We start from the raw sequence: 22,093 nt of genomic DNA on the forward strand, positions 1-22,093 counted from the left end.
GGCATGGAAGGGAAATATCTTGAATAGGCTGCGCGGAAACCCGTGGGCGGTGCTGGCGACACTGTCGATCGGTTTCTTCATGACCCTGTTGGATCTCACGATCGTCAACATCGCCATCCCGGACGTGATGTCCGACCTGGGCGCCTCGTTCAACCAGGTGCTCTGGGTGATCAGCGCGTACTCGCTGGTCCTCGCCGTCCTGTTGATCACGACCGGGCGGCTCGGTGACCTGAAGGGACCACGGCTGCTGTTCCTCACCGGTACGGCGCTCTTCACCCTGGCGAGCGTCTTCTGCGGTGCGGCACAGAACCCCGGCCAGCTCATCGGGGCGCGGGCCGTGCAGGGCATCGGCGCGGCGATGATGGTGCCGCAGACCCTCGCGATGATCATCGGTATCTTCCCGCCGCAGCGGCGGGGCACGGCCATGGGCGTCTGGGGTGCGGTCGCCGGTGTCGCCACCATTTCCGGTCCGACCCTCGGCGGTCTGCTGGTGTCGACCTTCGGCTGGCGGTCGATCTTCTTCGTCAACGTGCCGTTGGGCATCGCCGTGCTGGTGCTGACCCCACTGCTCATCCCCAACATGAAGCCGGACCGCAAGCACCGCTTCGACGTGGTCGGCGTGCTGATCGCCACCGCGGCGCTGTTCTGCGTGGTGTTCGCCCTCAACGAGGGGGAGCGTTACGACTGGAGCGCGAAGATCTGGGCGTTGCTCGCGGTCGGGGTGGTGTTGATCGGCGTCTTCATCGCCCACCAGCGCACCAAGCAGGACGACGAACCGCTGGTGCCGTTCGCGTTGTTCCGGGACCGCAACTACACGATCATGAGCATCAACGCGGCCGTCGTCTCGATGGCGATGCTCGGACTGGTCCTGCCGATGAACCTCTACCTCCAGCAGGTCCTGGGGATGGACGCGTTGCACGCCGGCCTGACGCTGGCACCCTCGCCGCTGGTCGCGATCATCGTGTCCCCGTTCGCGGGTCGGCTGTCGGACCGTATCGGCGGCAAGTTCGTCCTGCTCTTCGGTCTGACCATGTACGCCATCGGCATGGTCATCCTGGTCAGCCTGGCCCAGTTGGACAGCAAGTGGTACACCTTCCTGCCCGGTCTGCTCGTCGCCGGCGCCGGCACCGGGTCGTTGCTGGCGCCGATGGCGACCGAGGCGATGCGCGGGGTCAACCCGCGGCTGGCCGGAGCGGCGTCCGGGCTGAACAACACGGTGCGGCAGCTCGGTTCGGTGCTCGGTCTGGCGATCGTCGGCGCGCTGATCCAGAGCCGGCTCGCCACCACGGTCCGGGAGGAGGCGACCGCGCAGGCCGGGCAGTTGCCGGCGGACGTGCGTGACCGGTTCGTCGACGCCGGGGTGCAGGCCGGGGCCGGTGGTCCCGGTGGCATCTTCGGCCACCTGCCGGGCGACCTGCCGGACCAGCTCCGGGCCCAGATCGCGACGGTCTTCACCAACGTGTACGACCATGCCTTCCTGTCCATGTTGAAGACCAACTTCCTCTTCCCGATCGCCATCGTCGTGGTCGCGGCGGTGCTCACCACGTTCGTCCGGCGGCGGCCCCCGGCCCCGACCCCGCCGGGCACCGCGGTGCCCGCACCGGCGCCGGCCGCTGCGGCTGCGGTGGCCCCGACCGAGGCAAGCCGTACGTAGCACGGCTGACACCCGAGACGACGTGTCCCCGGTCCGCAGTCGCGGCCGGGGACACGTCGTTTCGGGTCGGGCGGGGTTCAGAAGACCAGCACCCGGTTGTCGTACTGGAGCAGCCGGTCGGCGCAGTGCCACTCGACGGCTCTGGCCAGGACGGTCCGTTCCACGTCCGCGCCGAGCCGGACCAGGGTGGCGGTGGTGTCCCGGTGCGAGGTGCGGATCACGTCCTGCTCGATGATCGGCCCTTCGTCCAGCGCGGCGGTGACGTAGTGCGCGGTGGCGCCGATGAGCTTCACGCCGCGCTGCCGGGCCCGCTCGTACGGGCCGGCGCCGGGGAACGCTGGTAGGAACGAGTGGTGGATGTTGATCACGGGGACGCCGACCTTCTCCAGGAACCCGCCGCTGAGGATCTGCATGTAGCGGGCCAGCACGATCAGGTCGCACTGCCCGGCCAGCAGGTCGGCGAGGGCACCCTCGGCGGCGTCCCGGGCGCCGGGCCGGACCGGGACCTCGTGGAAGGGCACGCCGAATCCGGTGACGGTGTCGCGCAGGACGGGGTGGTTCGAGGCGACCAGGGTGACGTCCGCGGCCAGCTCTCCGCGCCGCCACCGCCAGAGCAGGTCGACCAGGCAGTGGTCGGCCCGCGAGGCCAGGATCGCGATCCGCTTGACCTGTCGGGCGTCGCTGAACCGCCACCGCATGCCGAACGGCTCGGCGATGGCGGTGGCGAACTGGTCGCTCAGGCCCGCCCGTCGCTCGGGTGCGATGGTGAACTCGGTACGCAGGTAGAACTGACCGCCGCTGGGTTCGCTGGTGTACTGGTCCAGCTCCACGATGCTGGCTCCCCGCAGGTGCAGGAACCTGGCCACGGCGGCGATGATCCCCGGCTGGTCGGGGCTGGACACGATGAGACGAAGGGTGTCGACCGACATCTGCTCTCCTCGACGATCTCGGGGTGCCCGGGAAGGTGACACCCCGACGCCGAGCCTGCCCTGCGGACCTAACGCGGATCCTGCGTCGTGCCGTCGTGCCGTCGTGCCGTCGTTCACCCGTCCGTCGGGCTCATCCGTCGCTCGCCTCGGTGCCACCGCGGAGCCGCAGGAGCGCCTGCGGGGTGAGGCTGCGGGCGAGGGTCTCCAGGGCGGCGGTGATCTCGGCGATCCGCTGCGGGTCGTCGGTGCCGAGTGCCGTGGCCAGCGCGCCGTCGATCGAGGCGGCCCTGATCTGGACGACCCGGTCGGAGACCTGCTGTGCGGTGTGCAGCAGCAGCCGTCGCCGGTCGTGGGGGTCGGCCACCGCGTCGATGGCACCGGCCTTGCGCAGGCGTGCGGCGCAGACCGACACCTTGCTCTGCGGGAAGCCCGTCCGCTCGGCGATCTCGCTGACCGAGGTGCCCGGATGGGCCCGGATGTCGCTCGCCACGATGAGCACCGAGCGGTGCAGCGCCGGGTGGGGGTCTACCCCCTCGGTGGGGATCGCCTCTTCGCCGATCTTCATGAGGGTGCGCCCCAGGAGGAACAACTCGATGCCGTTCACCCGTTCAGAGTACATCAGAAACGATCCATCATTCGAGATGCATCTGATACGATGCTTTTATCGGCGCGGGGCCCGCCCGTCCGTCAAGCGCATGGAGATGCACATGTCCGCAACCGACACCCTCCGGACCGGTACGCTCGCCGTCGCCGGCGCCCGCCTCTACCACGAGGTCCGGGGCAGCGGCCCGGTCCTGCTGATCGGCCAGAGCGGTGAGGGTGACGCCCGCCGGACCGCCGACCTGGTCGCACAGCTCGCCGACGCGTACACCGTGGTGACCTACGACCGGCGCGGGCTGTCCCGCAGCGCGCTCACCGACCCCGACCGGCCGGTGACCCTGGCCGACCACGCGGACGACGCCGCCCGTCTGCTGGCCGCCCTCACCGACGAGCCGGCCGCGATGCTCGGGTGCAGCCTCGGTGCCTCGATCGGGCTCCGCCTGGCCGTCCACCATCCCGGTCGGCTGCACACGCTGGTCGCCCACGAACCGGTCTCGCCCCGGCTGCTGCCCACCGGCGAGCGGACCCGCCACGAACGCGAACTGCTCGACGTCCAACGCCTCTACGCCGCCCGTGGACTGACCGAGGCCATGCGCGAGATCGCCCGGGTGCTCGGCATCGATCCGACCTGCCAGCAGGCCGAGCCCGACCTCACCCCGCAACCGTTCACGCCGCGCCGGGTCGCCAACTTCGACACGTTCATCCGCCGGGACTTCACCGCGATCGTCGGCGACGACCTGCGCCCGGCCGACCTGCCCGGCTGCGGCACCCGGATCGTCCCGGCCGTCGGTGCCCGCACCGCACCGGAGGTCTTCGACCGCCGGTGCGCCGACCGGCTGGCCGAGCTGCTCGGGACCGCACCGGTGGTCTTCCCCGGCGGCCACAACGGCAACACCACCCACCCCCGGGGGTACGCGGCCACGCTGCGCCGGGTCCTCACCGCCGCGCAGCGCTGACCGGCGGAGCCGACCACCCACCGTGCGGCGTGGCACCGGGGCGCCGACCACCCGCGGTGCGGTCCCGCGTGCCGGTGGCGCATCGGCGGCCGGTGCCGGGGTGGGACGGTTCAGCCGCGACTCCACCGCTGGCTGGTCGCGCCGTTGCAGTCCCAGATCTGGGTACGGGTGCCGTTGGCCGTGCCGTTGCCCACCAGGTCCAGGCACCGGCCCGAGCCGACCGCCGTGACGGTGCCGTCGGCGTTGAAACGCCACTTCTGGTTCGACTGGCCGTTGCAGTCCCAGATGATCACCGACGTGCCGTTGGCGGTGCCGGCGTTGTTGACGTCCAGGCACTTGGTGCCGTAGACCCGCAGCTCCTGGCTGCCGGTCGAGGTCCACGACTGGTTGGTCTGGCCGTGGCAGTCCCAGACGATGGCGGTCGCGCCGTTGGTCTGCGTCGCGCCGTTGACGTCGAGGCACCGGCCGGCGGAGACGCTGCGTACGGCCGACGTCGTGCCCGGCGGGGGCGTCGTCGGTGGGGGAGTGGTCGGCGGCGGGGTGGTCGGGGTGGCGTCGTGGGCGGCGGGGTGGTGGGCGGGGGCGTGCCGCCGCCGGTGACCAGGAACATCGCCGCGCCGTGCGCCGGCACCGAGGCGCTGATCGTGCCGGTCGACGTCGAGCTGCTGTGCGCCCACAGGTCCCGCACCGCGTAGGACGACGCGCTGCCGAGGCCGAGCGCGCTGGCCGTGGTGGTGACCGTGGCCGTGCCGCCGCCCCGGTTGAGCAGCACCGTGGCCACCCCGCCGGAGGACATCGGCTTGCGCCAGACCTCCAGGTCACCGCTGTCACTGATCTTGTAGCCCTGCCGGCCGCCCCAGTCCTGGTTGACCGCGATGACGTCGGTGTTGGTCAGGATGGTCCGGGTGGCCGCCGACATGGTGCGCAGGTCGTTGCCGGCCAGCAGTGGGGCGTTCAGCAGCGCCCACAGGCTGAAGTGGGCCCGCGACTCGGTCTCGGTGGGGCCGTTGCCGACCTCCAGCATGTCCGGGTCGTTCCACGCGCCGGGACGGGCGTACGAGTCCTTGCCGACCTGCTGGTCGAGGATGCCCATGATCGAGTTCCAGTTGCCGCCGATGTCGCCGGTGTTGCGCCAGGAGTTGCCCACCGACGCGCCCCAGGTCCAGACGCTGTCCTGGCCCCAGTTGCACAGGCTGTAGAGGATCTGCCGGCCGGTCGCCGCCAGCGCGTCCCGCATCGCCGTGTAGCGCTGCTGTCCGCTGCGACCGAGGTGGTCGCCGCAGTTGTCGTACTTGAGGTAGTCGACGCCCCAGGACGCCCAGAGGTTGGCGTCGCGCTGCTCGTAGTTGATGCTCGCCGGGTAGCCGGCGCAGGTGGTGGTCCCGGCCGAGGAGTAGATGCCCAGCTTGAGGCCCTTGCCGTGGACGTAGTCGGCGAGCGCCTTCATGCCGCTGGGGAACTTCGCCGGGTCGGCGACCAGGTCGCCGCTGGCGTTGCGCTGTCTGGTCGACCAGCAGTCGTCGATGTTGACGTACTCGTAGCCGGCCGCCGCCATGCCGCTTGTCACCAGCGTGTCGGCGGTCTGCCGGATGAGCGTCTCGTTGACGTTGCAGCCGAACGAGTTCCAGTCGTTCCAGCCCATCTGCGGGGTGCGGGCCAGGCCGTTCTCCAGCGCCTGCGCGGGCGGGGCGCTGCCGAGCACCGCCGCGCCGGTGACCACCGCCGTGCCCAGGGTCGCCGCCAGCAGTACGGGGGACAGCAGGGCGACTCGTCGTCTGAACATGCGCACGCTCCTTGCCGGGGTGCAGGCCACGATTCGTAATACATCGACGTTCGCCAACGTAATTCGTCTGACATCTGACGTCAATACGCGCCCGTCGACCGTACCCGGGGCCGGCCTGCGCCGCCCTCGCCCGGGCCGCACCGCCCGCCGCCCGCCGTCCGGGGGTCGGTCACCGGACGTCCGGGCTGCACACCTTCCAGTCGCCGTCCTGCCGCTCGACGTTCAGCCCCACCGTCCGGGGTGCCTGGTCCGAATAGGTGACCTCGGCGGTCACCCACCGCAGGGTCGGTCCCTCGCTCAGGCGCTTGACCGTCACGTCGGTGATCCGGAACCCGGTCACCCCGTACCCGGCCGCAGGACGGTCCAGCCAGTCCGCCCGCGACTCGCGGCGTCGGTCGGCCGCACACAACATGTCGTACGCGCCGTTGTCGTCATGCCTGACCACTGCGGACAGGTAGGCGTCGGCGGCGGCGCGGATGCCGGGCTCCTCCCTCGCGTCCTTGTGGGACAGGTAGAAGCCGGCGGCCGGTGTGCCACAGCAGAGCAGCACGCCGACGCCGACGATAGCGATGACGAAACCCCGGTCGGAGAGGTCCTTCTCGGCCACCGCACCGACGGTACGGGCCGGCGGCAAGGTGCCCACCGGCCCGGCCGCGACGGGTGTCCACCGTGCACCACGGCGGACACCCGTCGACAGCCCCCGTCAGGAGACCGAGGCGGGGAACCGGTCCCACACCCGGTGCGCGGCCAGCAGGGGCTGCGCGTCGGCGAGCACGCCGCTCGGCGAATCACCGGCCACCACGCCCGCCGCGCCGGCCACCCCGGCCAGCTCCAGCACCCGCACGCCGTCACCCCACGCGCCGATCACCTTGGCGTGCCGCCAGCACTCCTGCACCAGCAGCAGCACCCGGGGGTCGACCACGGTGGCGTCCGCCGCGCCCGCCTTGGCGTCCCGGGCCGGCAGCGCGTCGGGGGCCGGCGCGGGGGCCCCGGCCAGCAGCAGCGCGTCCAGCTCGACCGAGCGGCCGGTGGCGAAGGTCCGCTGCACCGTCAGGCCGCCCACCGTGCCGCCGTGCGCGGCGATCACCAGCGGCACCATGCCGGCGGCGGACACCTCCCGGCGTACCTGCTCGACGTCGTCGGTGTCGGCGTCCGCGTCGACCACGATGCCGACCGTCCGGCCGTCGGCCGGCCAGACGCGGCCGAGCTGGGACAGCGCCGGGCTGGGCGTGACGTCGGCCAGCGGCACGGTCGGCTCCGGTGCCGGCAGGCCCAGGCCGGTGGCCACCTGCGCGCAGAGCACCGGGTCGATGTTGGCCAGGCACTGCAACTGCCGTTCCCGAATCGCCTGGTGGTAGCACTTGCCCAACTCGAAGGTGTAGGCCCGGACGATGTGCTCCCGCTCCACCGGCGACATGCTCAGCCAGAACAGCCGGGCCTGGCTGAAGTGGTCGTCGAAGGAGGCCGGGTTGGCGCGGACCTTCGGGGCCTCGGCCACGGTGACCGGCACGTCGACGAACGCGTTCTCGGCGTCCCCGGCCGGGAACGGGTTGCCCCCGTCGAGCGAGTTCGGCCGGTACGGCGCGACCCCGGCGTGCACGGCCTGCTGGTGGAACCCGTCGCGGAGCATGTCGTTGACCGGCGCGTGCGGCCGGTTGATCGGGAGCTGCGAGAAGTTCGGCCCGCCCAGCCGGGTGAGCTGGGTGTCGACGTACGAGAAGAGCCGCCCCTGCAACAGCGGGTCGTTGGTGACGTCGATGCCCGGCACCAGGTGGCCGAGGTGGAAGGCGACCTGCTCGGTCTCGGCGAAGAAGTTCGTCGGCGTCCGGTTGAGCACCAGCTTCCCGACCGGCTGCACCGGTGCCAGCTCCTCCGGCACGATCTTGGTGGGGTCGAGCAGGTCGATGCCGGCGAAGGTCTCCTCCGGGGTGTCCGGGAAGACCTGGAGGCCGAGTTCCCACTCCGGGTACGCGCCGGCCTCGATGGCGTCGTAGAGGTCACGCCGGTGGAAGTCGGGGTCCATGCCGCTGAGCAGCTGTGCCTCCTCCCAGTCCAGCGAGTGCACGCCCAGCTTCGGCTTCCAGTGGAACTTCGCCAGCACCGTCGCCCCGGCGGCGTCGACCAGCCGGAAGGTGTGCACCCCGAAGCCCTCCATGGTCCGGTACGAGCGCGGGATGCCCCGGTCGGACATGTTCCACAGGGTGTGGTGCTGCGCCTCGGTGTGCAGCGAGACGAAGTCCCAGAAGGTGTCGTGGGCGCTCTGCGCCTGCGGGATCTCCCGGTCCGGGTGCGGCTTGCCGGCGTGGATGATGTCGGGGAACTTGATCGCGTCCTGGATGAAGAAGACCGGCATGTTGTTGCCGACCAGGTCGAAGGTGCCCTCGTCGGTGTAGAACTTGGTGGCGAATCCCCGGGTGTCCCGGACGGTGTCGGCCGAGCCCCGGGACCCCAGGACGGTGGAGAACCGGACGAACACCGGCGTTTCCTTACCCTTGCGCAGGAAGCCGGCCCGGGTGACCTCTTCGGCGCCGTACCCGGTGAAGACGCCGTGCGCGCCCGCGCCCCGGGCGTGCACCACCCGCTCCGGGATGCGTTCGTGGTCGAAATGGGTGATCTTCTCGCGGAGGTGGTGGTCCTGGAGCAGCGTCGGCCCGCGCGGACCGGCCTTGAGTGAGTGGTCGGTGTCGCGCAGCCGGGCCCCCTGCGCGGTGGTGAGGAACTCGCCCTGCTGGCCGTTGGCGACGGCCGGTGCGCCGGTGGCCGCGCCGGTCGGGGTACGGGTCTGCGGTGCGCCCTGTTCCTTCTTGGGTGGCAGCGGACCGTGCGGGGTGGTGGGCTCCTCGACGGTCGGCGGGGCGGTGCCCGGTGCGCCGGGCACCTCGGGGGTGATCAGGTGGGACACCTTCTCGGCTGCGGCGTCCACCACGTCCTTGACGACTTCGGTCGGCTTGCGGGATTCCATCTGGGTGGCACCTCTTTGTGCGGAGCGGGGAACGGGTCTTCTTCCCCTACCCGGGCATCCCACCGCAAAACACACAGGGCCGTCCGGTACGCCGCCGCCCGCCGCCCGCCGCCCGCCGCCCGCCGCCCGCCCGCCGCCCGCCGCCCGCCGGTGGCCCGGGCACCGCGCTGCCGCCGTGGGGTCAGCGCAACGCGCGGAGGGTGACGGCGGTGACCGCGCCGTACGCCAGGTGCGGGACCAGGTCGGCTACCCAGTCGGTGGCCGACCAGGTCCGCGGGTCGGTGACCCGTAACAGGGTCAGCGGGCCGTTGGAACCGATCATCGCCAGGCCGGTCAGCGCGAGGGTGGACACGCCCAGCGGCAACCGGCGACCACCGGCCGCCATGTAGCCGACGGCGGCGGCCACCGAGGTGACGTAGCCGAGCAACGGCCCGAGCCCGGACCGCCGGTTGGTGGCGGTCCGGGCGTCCCCGAGGTCGACGTGGGCCAGTTCGGCCAACCGGCCGGCGCTGTCCTCGGCGGTGCTGCTGGCCTGCCGGGCCCGGACCACCATGTCGAGGTAGGTGACGGCGTTGAGGGCGGACGCGCCGGCCGCACCGGCGATCAGGGCTCTGCTGGTCGGCATCATCCCTGCCGCGTACCCGCCTGAGCGGCGGTGACACCCCGGACCACCGCCCGCCAGCCGGGACACCGGCCGCCGCCGGTCAGGAGACCGCTGCCGTCACCAGTTCCCGGACCCGCTTCTCCACGGTAGGGCTCCAGGTACGCAACGCGTACGACACCGGCCAGAGGTCACCGTCGTCGAGGTGCGCCGCCTCCTGGAAACCCAGGGTCGAGTACCGGTAGTTGAACTTGCCGGCGTCCTGGAAGAAGACGACGATCTTGCCGTCCTCGTTCGCGTACGCGGGCATCCCGTACCAGGTCTTCGGGGACAGCTGCGGAGCCGCCGTGACCACCGTCAGGTGCACCCGCTCGGCCAGCGCCCGGTCCGCCGGGGCCATCTGGGCGATCCGGTCCAGTACCGCCTGCATCCCGTCGGCCTTCTTGGCGCCCTTCTTCCCCTCGGCACGCAACTCGGCGGCGCGTTCCTGCATCGCGGCGCGCTCCTCGGCGCTGAACCCGCCGGCATCGGCCCCGGCGGCCTCCCCGGCGCTGTCGCCGCCGGACGCGGTGGTCGGTTTCTTCGTGGACACGCTGTCTCCCTCACTGGGTGGACGAGGCGCGGCGTCCTGCCGGCCACCTGGGAAAAGGCTATGGTCCGGTGCCGCCGCCCGCTTCTCGATTCCTGACCAACGGCAGGCGGCCGGATGATCCCACCGTGGGGCAGGACCGGGCTGCGCCGGTCCACCCGGGTTGGCGGCCGGCCGGCGGACCCGTCGTCGGGGGTGCCGGTCGTGGACACGTCGCCGTCGATGCGTCTATGGTCACCGCATCCTCCGCCCGTGCCCGTCGTCCGAGGAGCGCCATGGGTTTCCCGGTATCCCTCGACGACCTGCTCGGCGACGAGGTACGCCGCGACCCGTACCCGTACTACGCCCGGCTGCACGAGCTGGGGGAGGCCGTCGCGCTCGCCCCGACGGCCCCGTACGCCGCGGTGGTCCACGGGTACGACGCCGCCCACCGGGTCCTGCGTGATCCGGTGTTCCGGGTGCTCGACGCGGACCACCTGGACCGGGCCGGCCTGCGCTGGCGGGACCACGCGGTGATCCGGACCCTGCAGGCCAGCATGTTCAACGCCCCGCCCGACGACCACGCCCGGATACGCCAGTTGTTCGGCCAGGCGCTGACCGCCCGCCGGGTCACCGCGTTGGAACCGGCGATCCTGCGCATCGCCGACCGGCTGCTCGACGGGCTCGCCCGGGAGGGCGCGGACGGCCGACCGGTGGACTTCATGGCCGCGTTCGCGTTGCCCCTGCCCAGTGCCGTCGTCGGCGAGCTGCTGGGGGTGCCCGAGCGGGACCGGGGGTGGTTCCCGGCGCGGGTGCGGGCGTTCGACGCGGTGCTGGAGATCGGACCGCGTTCGTTCCGGGAGATCCGGGCCGCCAACGTCGCCGCCGACGAACTGACCGCCTACTTTACCGACCTGCTGGCCGTACGCCGGGCGGAGCCCCGCGACGACCTCGTCTCGGCGCTGGCGGCGATCCGGGACGGACGCCCCGACCAGCTGTCGGAGGCCGAGCTGCTGGCCAACCTGATCGTCATGTACAACGCGGGGTTCCGGACCACGGCCAACCTCTTCGGCACCGGGCTGACCCTGCTGTTGGCGCGGCCGGCGGCGTTGGCCGCGTTGCGCGCCGACCACAGCCTCGCCCCGGCCTACGTGGAGGAGATCCTGCGGTACGAGCCACCGGTGCACTTCGCCGTGCGCTACGCCGCCGAGGACACCGACATCGCCGGAGTCGCCGTCCCCCGTGGACGGTCGGTGCTGGTGCTGACCGGTGCGGCCAACCGCGACCCCCGACGGTTCCCCGACCCGGACTCCTTCGACCCGTCCCGCCCGGACAACCGGCACCTGGCCTTCAGCGCCGGGCCGCACTACTGCGTCGGCGCGGCGCTCGGCCGGGCGGAGGGGCGGCTCGTCCTGCCCCGGCTGCTGGACCGGTTCCCGGCGCTGGCGCTCGCGGCGGAGCCCGGCGAACGGCGGCAACTCATGCTGCGGGGTCACGACCGGCTCCCGGTGCGGCTCGTCGCTGCGGACACCGATCGGTCCGCCGGCACCGTCCGGGTGGACCTTGCGAATCGGTCTTGATTGAGTAAGGTCGATTCACACGGAGCGGCTGCTCCGGTGACCAGAACGGCGACGGTCACGCCGACGTCGTACCCGGTCTCCGGCCGCGTCCCCGGCCACCTGTCACGCCTCCCGCGCCCCACCGGCTGCCGGGCCCGCCGACGCCGACCTCCGGAAAGGAAACAACGGCCATGACCGACGAGATCCGCGCGTTCCTCTTCGCCGCGCTGACCGAGATGAAATACGACATCGAGGGCGCCGACGACGACACGGTGTTCGGTCCGGCCGGCCTCGACGTGGACTCGCTCGGCCTCGCCGAGCTGGCCGTCCGGGTGGAGGACCGGTTCGGGGTGGCGTTCGACGACGACGAGGCCGAGGCCCTGGCGATGATGACGGTCGGCGAGTTCTGCGGCGCGGTGTCCCGGCGCATCCAGCCCGCCTCGGCGCACTGACCGTGCCCGCCGCGCCACCCGCCCGGACGCCCGTCGACCGGTCGGCTGACCGGGCCCGGTGCGGTCGGGCCCACGGTTGTCGTCGGTGCGGCCGGGGTGTCGCCGGGACCGGGCGGGAGGGACGCGCGTGCGTGCGGGTGTGACGGTTACCGGGATCGGGCTGGTGAGCCCCGTCGGCAGCACCGTCGCCGAGGTGTTCGACGCGGTCTGCGAGGGCCGCTCCGGCCTACGCCGACCACCCGGGGGGCACCCGGTCGACGGGGTCGTCGACGTCGCGGCGTTCAGCCCGGACATCGACCCGGCCAGTGTGCTGCCCGGCCCCGAGTCCCGGGTGGTGGACCGCTCGATCGTGATGGTCCTGCGGGCCGCCGAGGACGCGTTGGCCGACGCCGGTGTCGAGGTGGGCCGGGACGTCGACCCGTACCGCGTCGCCGTCATCGTCTCCGGCGTCGGCGGCCTGTCGACCCTGGCGAGCCAGGTGCTCGCGCGGGCCGAGCGGGGCCGGTTCGGGGTCAGCCCGTACCTGCTGCCCGGGACGCTGCCGAACATGGGCGCGGCACGGATCGCCATCCGGTTCGGCATCCGGGGCTACACCTCGTCGATCGGCACGGCGTGCGCGTCAGGTGCCCAGTCCCTCGGCGAGGCGCTGCGGATCCTGCGCGCCGACGAGGCCGACATGGTGGTCTGCGGGTCCAGCGAGGCGCCGCTCTTCCCGGCCTTCGTCGACGCGTTCGGCAACGCCCGCGCGCTCGCCCACGGCTGGTCCGACCCGACGGCCGCGAGCCGTCCGTTCGACCGTCGCCGCAACGGTCTCGTCCTCGGCGAGGGGGCCGGGGTGTTCGTCCTGGAGCGCACCGCGCACGCCGTGGCGCGCGGCGTCCCCCGGTACGCCGACCTGCTCGGGTGGGGGGCGAACAACGACGCCTACCATCCCACCACCCCGCGCCCCGACGGGTCCGGGGCCGCGCACTGCATGCGGGCGGCGCTGCGCGACGCCGGTCTGCACGCCGACGAGATCGGCTACCTCAACGCCCACGGCACCAGCACCAAGGCCGGTGACACGGCCGAGATCGCCGCCCTGCGTGACGTCTACGGCACGGCCACCCCGCCGGTGAGTTCCACCAAGGGCGTCACCGGGCACCTGCTCGGCGTCTCCGGGGTGGTCGAGGCGGCCATCGGCATCGAGGCGCTGCGCCGCGGTCTGCTGCCGCCGACGCACAACCTCGACGACCCGGACCCGGCCGACGAGGTCGACCACATCCGCAAGCAGCCCCGGGCCGTCCCGGTGACCACCGTGATGTCCAACTCGTTCGGCTTCGGCGGCCACAACGTCAGCCTGGTGTTCGGCCCCGCCGGGGGCTGACCGGCCGGGGCCGCCCGAGCGGGCACCGGCCGGCCGCACCGGGCGGTTCAGCGGATCGTGAGCACCGTCGCGGTGTCGTGTACGCCGACCGTGACGTCGAAGTGCTGGTGCAGCATGTCGGTCAGGTAGTCGAGGTCCGCCACGAGGGGCACCGGCAGCATCGCCCGCTGGTCCGGGACGGCGTGGGTGGCGACCAGCTCGATCCGGTCGGCCTTGAGCAGCCCCCGGGTCAGGAAGGCCGGCAGGTCCTCGGGGAGGAGACAGCGCCACAGGTCGACGTTGACGATCAGATCGAGCGCACCGGCCTTGAACTGCTGGAGCACGGTGCCGAGCAGGTGCGCGTTGGTCGGGCCGGGCGGCGCGTCGTGGTCGAAGGTCTGCGAGTCGGGGCCCAGCTCCAGGGTGGACACCCCGTTGCCGATGACCAGGGCCGCGCGGGTGGCCAGCTCCGCGCGCAGCGCGGCGGGCAGCACCGCCGGCCGCCCCAACCCCGCCCGCCGGTACGCGTCGATGGCCTGGCCGTAGAGCCGGATCCGGCCCAGGTGCCGCCCGAACGTGTTGATCGAATACAGCACCTCGACGTCGTAGCGCAGGTGCTTGCGCAGCAGGTACTTCATGTTGTCCATCGAGGCGAGCCCGTTGGACGTCTTGCGGAAGTGCGGCAGATGGTAGGACGTCGCCTCGACGTCCAGTTCGAACAGGTCGGGCCGGGCCCCGTGCAGGTGGAAGATCCGGTAGAAGAACTCCAGATCCTCGAACCCCCACTTGACGATCGTCTCGTCGAAGCCACCCACCCGCAGGAACGACTCCCGGTCCACCGACGCGTTGTGGGTCAGCCCGAGCACCCAGGGCGCGCTGGGGAAGTCGTGGATCCGTTGCGGGTGGGAGATGTCCTCCAGCCGGGGGTCGCCGCGCTCGGCGTCGAGCAGCTCCGCCCCGATCGGCTCACCCCGGCGCAGCGCGTCCGCACCGGCCCAGTCGAGGTCGTACCGCTGACCCAGCAGCACCCCGGGCCGGCCGTCGAGGGCGTCGTGGTGGGCCCGGTGCCGGGCCAGCAGGGTCGGGTGGGCCACCGTGTCGGCGTCCAGGAACAGCAGGGTGTCGGCGTGGGCGCGGGCCGCCGCCGCGTTGCGGTTGGCACTGCGGCCCCGGTTGGCTTCGCTGCGTACGCAGTCGATCCGCAGCCGGTCGGCATAGCTCCCCACGAGAGCGGTGAGCGGTTCGGCCGAACCGTCGTCACCGACGATGACCTCGAATTCCTGTGGCGGCAGGGTTTGCCGGGTCAGGGACGTCAGCGTCGTGTCGAGCGCCGTGCCGTTGTTGTGGGCGGGGATCACCACGCTCAGCCGGGGCTGGTCCATGGTCGGCATGTGACTCCTTCGCGAAACGCCGGCCAGGCCCCGTCGCGGGCCGTCAGCGGGGGGTGCAGTGCGCGGTGATGTAGTCGGCCAGGTCGGCGACCGTGGTCATCTGGTCCTCGTCCAGATCCTCCACGTCGATCTGGATCTCCAGCTCGTCCTCGATCTCGAGCAGCAGCTCCAACGCGAGGGAGGAGCTGAGGCCCAGCTCGTCCATCAGCTGGGTCCGTTCGGTGACCGGGGCCGGCGGCCTGAGCATCCGGGTCAGCAGCGTGGTCATGCTGTCGACGACCTGCGCACGCAGCTGCGGCGCAGTGGCCGTGTCGGACTCTGTCACGGGACCCTACGCTCCACCATGGAGCCATCAGAGCAAACGTGATCGTCGGGTGTCAACGGGTGCGACGATCTTCAGCCGGGGTGCCGGCGGGACGATCCGTCCACCCGGTCGGACCGTACGACGTCGCGACGTCGAACGGCGGCTCGCCGGCGAGCGCCACCGCGACCCGGTACCCGCCCGGGGTGGCGACGTCGGTGACCCGGTGCACCCCCACCGGGTCGCCGCAGCGCACCACGTCGTCGCGGTGCACCGGCAGCGCCAGCTGGGGCCAGAGCCGACCCCCGGCGGCCTTGACCACCGCCTCCTTACGGGCCCACAGCCGGGCGAACTGGTCGGCCCGGGCGGCGGCGTCGGGCCCCGAGCGGACCAGCCGCGCCTCCTCGGCGGCGAAGAACCGGTCGGCCAGCGCCACCGGGTCCAGCCCCGGCGTCGGATGCTGGATGTCCACCCCGACCGCCCGGTCGCCGGCCACGGCGATCGCGACGAGTTCGTCGGAGTAGGACAGGCTCGTCTGCGGGCCACCCCGGGGGTGGGTCAGCGTCGGTTTGCCGTGCCGGCCCCGCCGCCAGCTGAGCCGCTCGGGTGACAGGTCCATCGCCCGGCCCACCAGGACGCGCAGCGCGCCGTGCGCCACGGTGAACCGGTCCCGGGTGGCCGCCTGGGCGAGCGTCGCCGCGCGGGCCCGCTCGTCGGCGTCGAGCAGCGCCCGGTACCGGGCCAGCTCGTCCGGGGACACCCGGGCCGACACGATCCAGATCCGGACGGCGTCGGGCATGGCCGTACCCTAACGCCACCGCGGCGGCGGCGATTTGTGACGTTGACACGTGCCGATTCGCGTTGCTCTGATGGACCGATGTTCGCGCAGACCGCCGAGGCGCAGGTGCTCGTCCCGTTCGCCGGCCCGGGGGCGGGCACCGCGCCGCTGACCTGGGGTCAGCTCGCGATCATGCAGGACATGCGGGAGACCGGGTGGACGCACAACGTCAGTGGCGCGCACCCGGTGCCGGCCGGGGTCACCGTGGCGGAGGTGGCGGCGCAACTCGGCGACCTGATGAGCCGGCACCCGGCGCTGCGGATGCGGCTGGGCGCCGACGAGCACGGCGAACCCTGCCAGGTGGTGTCCGCCGCCGGGGAGGTCGCCCTCGACGTGCTGGACGTCCCGGACGACGCCGACCCGGCCGACGTGGCGAAGTTCGCCTACGAACTGGGCCACGCCCGGCTGCTGGCCCACTACGACCTCTACCGGGACTGGTCGGTGCGGATGGCGGTGGTCCGGCACCGGGGTGCCCTGGTGCACCGGGTGCTGACCCTCGACCACCTGGTGGTCGACGGCACCGCGACCGCCCTGCTGATGGCCGATCTCGGGCTGGTCGACCTGACGGCCCGGCGGGCGCCCGACCCGCGTACCGTGCAGCTGCTCGATCTTGGCCGGCGGGAGCGCACACCGCCACTGCGCCGGGTCAGCGACCGGGCGGTCCGGCACTGGGAGTCGCACCTGCGCGACATCGCGCCGTCGACCTTCGGTGCGGTCACCAACCCGGCCGGGCGACACGGCCGGCGGTTCTGGCACGGCCGGTTCAGCTCACCCGCGGCCTACCTGGCGGTGCAGGCCATCGCCCGACGGACCAGGACGGACACCTCCCGGGTGCTGCTCGCGGTGATCGCCGTGGCGGTCGGCCGGGCCACCGGGGTCAGCCCGCTGACCGCCAAACTCATCGTCGGCAACCGGTTCCGGCCGGGGTTCGCCGAGGCCATCGCCCCGCTGAGCCAGAACGGCGTGCTCACCGTGGACGCCACCGACACCACCGTGGACGAGGTGGTGGCCCGGGCCCGCAAGGCCTCCGTCGCCGCCGGGATGTACGCCTACTACGACCCGGTGCAGCTCGCCGAGGCCAGCGCCCGGCTCGACGACGAACGCGGGTACCCGGCCCGGGTCACCTGCCGGATCAACGACCGTCGGGTGGTGACCCGGCAGGCGGCGGACGACGGCGCGCGTACCGAGGAGGTGACCCCCGAGCAGATCCGGCGGAAGGCGGCCGAGACGTTCCTGGTCTGGGACGGCACCCTGGACCACCTGCCAGAACAGGCGTTCATCACCGTCGAGGACCAGCCGGAGACCATCTTTCTCCAGGTCATCTTCGACCTGGGCTGTTTCACCGAGACCCAGGCCGAGGCGCTGCTGCGCGGGGTGGAGGAGGTGGCCGTCGAGGCGGCGTTCGACCCGACGGCCCCCACCCGGATCACCGGCTGAGCGCCGGGTCGACGGTCACCCGTCGACCCGGTCCCAGGTCACCGGCAGTGTCTCCAGGCTGCGTACCACCAGGCCGGGCTTGAAGCGCAACTCCTCCTCGGGTACGGCCAGCCGCAGGCCGGGCAGCCGGCGCAGCAGCGCGCCGAGGGCCTCCTGCAACTCCATCCGGGCCAGCGCCGCGCCGAGGCAGTGGTGCGGGCCGGCCCCGAACGCCAGGTGCGGGTTGTCGACCCGGCTCAGGTCGAGGGTGTCGGCCCCGGCGAACACCGAGGCGTCCCGGTTGGCCGACGCGATCGCCGGGAGCACCGGGGTGCCCGCCGGCAGGCACACCCCGCCGAGTTCCACCTCCTCGGTGGTCACCCGGGGCAGCAGCACCCCGTTGTCCCCGAGCTGGATGAACCGGGACAGCTCCTCCACCGCGCGGGCCACCGCGACCGGGTCGTCACCGCGCAGGCCGGCGAGCTGCTCGGGGTGCCGGGCCAGCACCAGCAGGAACAGGTTGAGCTGGTTGGTGGTGGTCTCGTGGCCGCCGACGAAGATGCCGGCGGTCACCGAGACGAGTTCCCGTTCGGTGAGGTCGTCGTGTTCGTCCCAGGCGTTGATCAGGGCGCTCATCAGGTCGTCGCCGGGCTCGCGGTGACGTTCGACGATCATCTCGCCGAACGCGTCCAGGGCGGCCTGCGGGGCGGCCGGGTCGGCGTCCCAGTCACCGACGAGCGCGTCGGACCACTCGCGTACCCGGTCCTGGTCCTGCTCGGGGATGCCGAACAGCTTGCTGATCACATAGATCGGCAGCGGCGCGGACAGGTGCGGGATCAGGTCCGCCGGTGGTCCCGCCGCCACCATCCCGTCGATCATCCGGTCGATCAGCGCGGCCACCGTCGGGCGCAGAGCCTCCACCCGGCGGACGGTGAACGCGTGCGACACCGCCCGGCGCATTTTGGTGTGCCGGGGCGGGTCCATCCCGATCAGCGAGTCCTCGGCCAGCGAACCCAGCTCCCGGGTCGGACGGTCGGGCCCGGCCGCGGCGGCCCGGCTGAACCGCTGGTCGGTGAAGACCCGGCGGACGTCCGCGTGCCGGGTGGCCAGGTAGGCCGACGCCCCGTCGGGCAGCGCGACGGGCGCCACCGGGCAGGTCTCCCGCAGCCGGGTGTAGTCCGGTGACGGGTGGTAGATGGTGGGAGCCGGGGCGAGCGGGTACGGAATGGGCTCTTGCGTCATCGACGACTCCTAGGGTGGTCCGACAGGCCGGTGGGCTCAGCTGCGGGGGTGCGCGGCGAGGGCCACCAGCGCCGGCACCACCTCGGCGGGGGTGGGCATCGCGCTGACCCGCTCGCGCATCGACGTCGCGGCGTCGCGCCAGGGGCCGTCGCCGATCAGCTGGCCGACCAGCTCGCGCAGCGTGTCGTCGTCGGCCCGCGCGGGCGCCAACCAGGTCCCGGCGCCGGTGAGCGCCAACCGCTCGCCGTTGAAGTGCTGGTCGCTGACCTGCGGCAGGATCAGTTGCGGCACCCCGAGGCTGAGCGCCGTCATCGTGGTCCCCGCGCCGCCCTGCTGCACCAGCGCGGCGCAGGTCGGCAGCACCAGCCGCAGCGCCAGCGGGCCGTCGACCAGTCGGACGTTGCCCGGCAACGGGCCCAACCCGGCCTGCTGGGCCCGTTCGACAAGCACGACGACCTCGACGTCCAGCCCGGCGACCGCGCGGATGACCCGGGGGAGGCCCAGCCGGTCGCTGAGCCCGGCACCGGCCATCATGGTGCCCGCCGTGACGCAGACCCGGGGCCGCTGCGGCGGGTGGTGCAGCCAGGACGGCAACACGGCCGGGCCGTTGTACGGCACGTACCGGATCGGTCGTCCCGGGCGGGTCATCGGCACCTGCATCGGTGGTGGCACCGGGTCGAGGGTCAGCCCGCCGGTGAGGTCCACGTCGGTGGCGGCGAGCCCGAACCGGCCGGCGAGCGGGCCGAGGACCTCCTCCGGGTCGAGCCGGAGGGTGACCGAGGAGTCCGGCCCCCACAGGTGCTGCACACCGGGCACGCCGAGCGCGGCGGCGGCCACCGCGGCGGCGAGGTTGAACGGCTCCCAGACCATCAGGTCGGGCTGCCAGTCCCGGCCGAAGGTGACCAGGTCGTCGAGGAGGGCGTCGGCGAACCGGACCACGCCGCCGTCGGCGGTGATCGCCGGCTCGACCGCGTCGACCGGCTCGGCGGTGCGGGTGGCCCCGTCCAGCGCGCCCACCGCGCCGATCCGGCCCGCGAACGCCTCGGCGAAGTCGAGGTCCGCACCCAGCGGCACCGCCGCCAGGCCGGCCGCGGTGATCGCCGGCACCAGCGTGGGATGGCTGGCCACCCGCACCTCGTGGCCGGCCGCCTGGAGGGCCCAGCCGAGCGGGACGAGGCCGTAGAAATGCGACCGCCAGCCCCACGTCGACATCAGAATCCGCAAAGCCGCAGTCAAGTCCGACCCATCCGCGCGCGTCACCGGGCAGTCCTGGTGCACAGATGCTAGGCGATGGATGTCGGTACCCGGAAGATCGTCGGTCGACCCAATGGATATTGACGACGACGCACCGATGGCCGAGTCTTACCGGTGCCCGATGTGGACCGCCGACCGACAGGTGGGTAGCTCGTCATGACCGTCGTCTCCGAGCTGCGGGACTATCCGTTCGAGCCGTTCACCGGTGACCTGCCGGCCGAGCTGCTCGACATGGTGGTGTCCGACCCGGTCAGCCGGGTGCGACTGCCCGACGGTCGGCCGGCCTGGCTGGTGCTCGGCTACCAGGACTGCTGCACCGTCCTGGCCGATCCCCGGTTCTCCCGGCTTCCGCCGGGCGCGACCGCGACCCCCGACGGCGTCGGCCCGCGCGAGCTGAACATGGACGGTCCGGCGCACGCCGTGGTCCGCCGGGTGGCCAGCCGGGCGTTCACCGCCCGCCGCATCGACACCTTCCGCCCCCGGGTGCGTCGGCTGGTGGACGCGCTGCTCGACGACCTGCTCGCCGGCCCCCGGCCCGCCGACCTGGTGGCGGCCCTGGTGGCGCCGCTGCCCGTGTACGTGGTCTGCGACGTGCTGGGGGTCCCGGTCGCCGACCGGCCCCGGTTCTACGGGTGGATCGAGGGCCTCAACTCGGTCACCGCGTACGGTTCGGCCGATGCCGCCACCGCGCAGGCCCAGCTGCGGGACTACCTGGCCGGGCAGTTGGCCGACAAGCGGGTGAGCCCCGGCGACGACCTGCTCTCGGCCTGGGTGCTCGGCAGGGACGCGCACGAGCTGGTCGACGCCGAGCTGGTGGAGCTGGCGATGGGGGTGCTGCTCGGCGGGCTGGAGATCAACTCCACCAGCGCCGGGCTGCGCGCGCTGTTCCAGCACCCCGAGCAGTTGGCGAAGCTGCGGGCCGACCCGGGCAAGCTGTCCTCGGCGACCGACGAGATCCTGCGCTACACGTCGGTGAGCAGCATGTTCCGGGTCCAGGTGGTGCAGGAGGACCTGACCCTCGGCGGGGTGGCGATGCGCGCCGGGGACTGCGTGATGGCGATCCCGTGGGCGGGCAACCGCGATCCCCGGGTCTTCCCCGACCCCAACGTCTTCGACATCGACCGGGTGCCGACCGCGCCGCACCTCACCTTCGGCTTCGGGCCGCACTTCTGCCTGGGCACCGCGCTGGGCCGGATGCAGGTGGAGCTGTCGATCGGCGAGCTGCTGCGGCGGCTGCCGGGGCTGACGCCGGCGGTGCCGATCGAGCAGATCCCGTGGCGGCACGACCGGATGAACGGCGGCATCGCGTCGTTCCCGGTCACCTGGTGAGCCGCCGGGGTGGCCCGGCGGTCAGTAGTTGTCCACCGCGTTGACCCGGTCCGGCCAGTAACGCTGGCCGGGTGCGGCGACGTAGTGGTCCCACCGGGGCGCGTCACCGGTCGGGTGGTCACCGAGCACCGTGATCCGCTGACCGCGCCGCAGGCCGTCGTAGTCGTTGATCGCATAGTGCTGGGTGACCCGGTTGTCCCAGATCGCCACGTCGCCGACGCGCCAGCGGTACCGGCAGGTGAACTGCGGGCCCTCGGAGAACGCGAACAGGTACTCCAGCAGCGCGTCGCTCTCGTTGCGGCTCAGCTGCGGGATGTGCGAGGTGAACAGCCGGTTGACGTACAACGAGCGGCGGCCGGTCTCGGGGTGCACCCGGACCACCGGGTGCTCGGCCCGGCTGGTGAACTCGGTGCCGATCCGGATGACGTGGATGGCGGTCAACCCGTCGAGCAGGTCGCGCATGGGCGCGGACAACGCCTCGTACACCTTGCACTGGTTGGTCCACATGGTGTCGCCGCCGGTCTCGGGCAGCTCGACCAGGTGCAGGATGGAGGCGATCGGTGGGCTCTGGTGGAAGGTCATGTCGGTGTGCCAGACGTCGACCTTCCCACCGTGCTCGGAGTCGATGAGGACGATCTCCGGATGCCCCTGGAGCCGGGGCAGGTACGGGTGCAGCTCGACCTCGCCGAAGCGCCGACCGAAGGCGATGTGCGCCTGCGGGGTCAACCCGGTCTGCCCGGCGACGAAGACCACCTGGTGCGCCAGCAGCAGCCGGTGCAGGTGGGCGAAGCCCTCGTCGGTCAGGGTGTTCAGGTCGATGCCGTGGACCTCGGCGCCCAGGGCGCCCGCGACGAGCCGTACCTGCGGCACGAGGGAAGTGGTCATCGGTGCTTCCTCCGGTCTGGGCCCCGGGCCC

General features: G+C 72.6%; 20 protein-coding genes and 1 pseudogene. 7 read left to right on the top strand and 14 right to left on the bottom strand.

Features of this window, described 5'->3' with window-relative positions; all coding sequences use genetic code 11:
* The first annotated feature begins 19 nt into the window (after positions 1-19).
* Positions 20-1,654, top strand: coding sequence for a DHA2 family efflux MFS transporter permease subunit (locus J7462_RS29345; RefSeq protein ID WP_219469041.1), 1,635 nt, complete (start codon positions 20-22; stop codon positions 1,652-1,654).
* A gap of 77 nt (positions 1,655-1,731) precedes the next feature.
* Here the strand turns inward: J7462_RS29345 and purU are convergent, their stop codons facing one another.
* Positions 1,732-2,583 (bottom strand): formyltetrahydrofolate deformylase, encoded by an 852-nt coding sequence (gene purU, locus J7462_RS29350; RefSeq protein WP_219469045.1) that lies wholly within the window; start codon positions 2,581-2,583, stop codon positions 1,732-1,734.
* Between the two features lie 130 nt (positions 2,584-2,713).
* Complete coding sequence (locus J7462_RS29355) at positions 2,714-3,202, bottom strand: helix-turn-helix domain-containing protein (RefSeq protein ID WP_208569094.1); 489 nt, start codon at positions 3,200-3,202, stop codon at positions 2,714-2,716.
* A gap of 88 nt (positions 3,203-3,290) precedes the next feature.
* Between J7462_RS29355 and J7462_RS29360 the strand changes: the two genes are divergently transcribed.
* Entirely contained in the window at positions 3,291-4,139 is an 849-nt protein-coding gene (locus J7462_RS29360) for an alpha/beta fold hydrolase (RefSeq protein ID WP_219469047.1), read from the top strand.
* 110 nt (positions 4,140-4,249) lie between these two features.
* Here J7462_RS29360 and J7462_RS33475 read toward each other — a convergent pair whose 3' ends face one another.
* From J7462_RS33475 to J7462_RS29385, 6 genes and pseudogenes are all read right to left on the bottom strand, one after another.
* Positions 4,250-4,816, bottom strand: a complete 567-nt coding sequence (locus tag J7462_RS33475) for an RICIN domain-containing protein (protein ID WP_308291069.1) — start codon at positions 4,814-4,816, stop codon at positions 4,250-4,252.
* Positions 4,801-5,922, bottom strand: a pseudogene (locus J7462_RS29365) (glycoside hydrolase family 27 protein); the annotation flags it as partial. The gene J7462_RS33475 and the pseudogene J7462_RS29365, both read right to left, overlap by 16 nt.
* 169 nt (positions 5,923-6,091) lie before the next feature.
* Positions 6,092-6,529, bottom strand: a complete 438-nt coding sequence (locus J7462_RS29370) for a hypothetical protein (protein ID WP_219469051.1) — start codon at positions 6,527-6,529, stop codon at positions 6,092-6,094.
* A gap of 96 nt (positions 6,530-6,625) precedes the next feature.
* Entirely contained in the window at positions 6,626-8,884 is a 2,259-nt protein-coding gene (locus J7462_RS29375; protein WP_219469055.1) for a catalase, read from the bottom strand.
* A gap of 181 nt (positions 8,885-9,065) precedes the next feature.
* Complete coding sequence (locus J7462_RS29380) at positions 9,066-9,509, bottom strand: hypothetical protein (protein WP_219469057.1); 444 nt, start codon at positions 9,507-9,509, stop codon at positions 9,066-9,068.
* A 79-nt stretch (positions 9,510-9,588) separates the two neighbouring features.
* On the bottom strand, positions 9,589-10,077 hold the full coding sequence (locus tag J7462_RS29385) for a hypothetical protein (RefSeq protein ID WP_308291070.1): 489 nt from the start codon (positions 10,075-10,077) through the stop codon (positions 9,589-9,591).
* A gap of 272 nt (positions 10,078-10,349) precedes the next feature.
* Between J7462_RS29385 and J7462_RS29390 the strand changes: the two genes are divergently transcribed.
* From J7462_RS29390 to J7462_RS29400, 3 genes are all read left to right on the top strand, one after another.
* On the top strand, positions 10,350-11,633 hold the full coding sequence (locus J7462_RS29390; protein WP_219469059.1) for a cytochrome P450: 1,284 nt from the start codon (positions 10,350-10,352) through the stop codon (positions 11,631-11,633).
* 170 nt (positions 11,634-11,803) lie between these two features.
* Positions 11,804-12,064: an acyl carrier protein gene (locus tag J7462_RS29395; protein WP_208569101.1), complete on the top strand. Its 261-nt coding sequence runs from the start codon at positions 11,804-11,806 to the stop codon at positions 12,062-12,064.
* 139 nt (positions 12,065-12,203) lie between these two features.
* Positions 12,204-13,427 carry a beta-ketoacyl synthase gene (locus J7462_RS29400; protein ID WP_219469063.1) on the top strand — a complete coding sequence of 408 codons (1,224 nt, stop codon included), beginning with the start codon at positions 12,204-12,206 and terminating at the stop codon, positions 13,425-13,427.
* A gap of 47 nt (positions 13,428-13,474) precedes the next feature.
* Here the strand turns inward: J7462_RS29400 and J7462_RS29405 are convergent, their stop codons facing one another.
* Genes J7462_RS29405 through J7462_RS29415 form a run of 3 tightly spaced genes read right to left on the bottom strand, consistent with a single transcriptional unit; the run spans position 13,475 to position 15,897 of the window.
* Positions 13,475-14,797, bottom strand: coding sequence for a glycosyltransferase (locus tag J7462_RS29405; protein WP_255597945.1), 1,323 nt, complete (start codon positions 14,795-14,797; stop codon positions 13,475-13,477).
* 43 nt (positions 14,798-14,840) lie between these two features.
* On the bottom strand, positions 14,841-15,122 hold the full coding sequence (locus tag J7462_RS29410) for a phosphopantetheine-binding protein (RefSeq protein WP_307799566.1): 282 nt from the start codon (positions 15,120-15,122) through the stop codon (positions 14,841-14,843).
* 52 nt (positions 15,123-15,174) lie between these two features.
* On the bottom strand, positions 15,175-15,897 hold the full coding sequence (locus J7462_RS29415) for a 4'-phosphopantetheinyl transferase superfamily protein (RefSeq protein ID WP_219469066.1): 723 nt from the start codon (positions 15,895-15,897) through the stop codon (positions 15,175-15,177).
* Positions 15,898-15,975: 78 nt separating this feature from the next.
* On the opposite strand from J7462_RS29415, the gene J7462_RS29420 reads away from it, so the two are divergent.
* A complete protein-coding gene (locus J7462_RS29420; RefSeq protein ID WP_219469067.1) occupies positions 15,976-17,373 on the top strand; it encodes a condensation domain-containing protein in 1,398 nt (465 codons plus the stop codon).
* A 15-nt stretch (positions 17,374-17,388) separates the two neighbouring features.
* Here the strand turns inward: J7462_RS29420 and J7462_RS29425 are convergent, their stop codons facing one another.
* Both J7462_RS29425 and J7462_RS29430 read right to left on the bottom strand, forming a co-directional pair.
* Complete coding sequence (locus J7462_RS29425; RefSeq protein ID WP_219469069.1) at positions 17,389-18,594, bottom strand: cytochrome P450; 1,206 nt, start codon at positions 18,592-18,594, stop codon at positions 17,389-17,391.
* A gap of 36 nt (positions 18,595-18,630) precedes the next feature.
* A complete protein-coding gene (locus J7462_RS29430; protein ID WP_219469072.1) occupies positions 18,631-19,806 on the bottom strand; it encodes a nucleotide disphospho-sugar-binding domain-containing protein in 1,176 nt (391 codons plus the stop codon).
* A gap of 198 nt (positions 19,807-20,004) precedes the next feature.
* Here J7462_RS29430 and J7462_RS29435 point away from each other — a divergent pair, with 198 nt between their 5' ends.
* Complete coding sequence (locus J7462_RS29435) at positions 20,005-21,177, top strand: cytochrome P450 (protein ID WP_208569107.1); 1,173 nt, start codon at positions 20,005-20,007, stop codon at positions 21,175-21,177.
* Positions 21,178-21,198: 21 nt separating this feature from the next.
* On the opposite strand, the gene J7462_RS29440 is transcribed toward J7462_RS29435, so the two are convergent.
* Positions 21,199-22,062, bottom strand: coding sequence for a TauD/TfdA family dioxygenase (locus J7462_RS29440; protein WP_219469074.1), 864 nt, complete (start codon positions 22,060-22,062; stop codon positions 21,199-21,201).
* Between the last annotated feature and the right edge of the window lie 31 nt (positions 22,063-22,093).

This window comes from Micromonospora sp. RL09-050-HVF-A (assembly GCF_019374995.1).
GTDB lineage: Bacteria > Actinomycetota > Actinomycetes > Mycobacteriales > Micromonosporaceae > Micromonospora > Micromonospora antibiotica.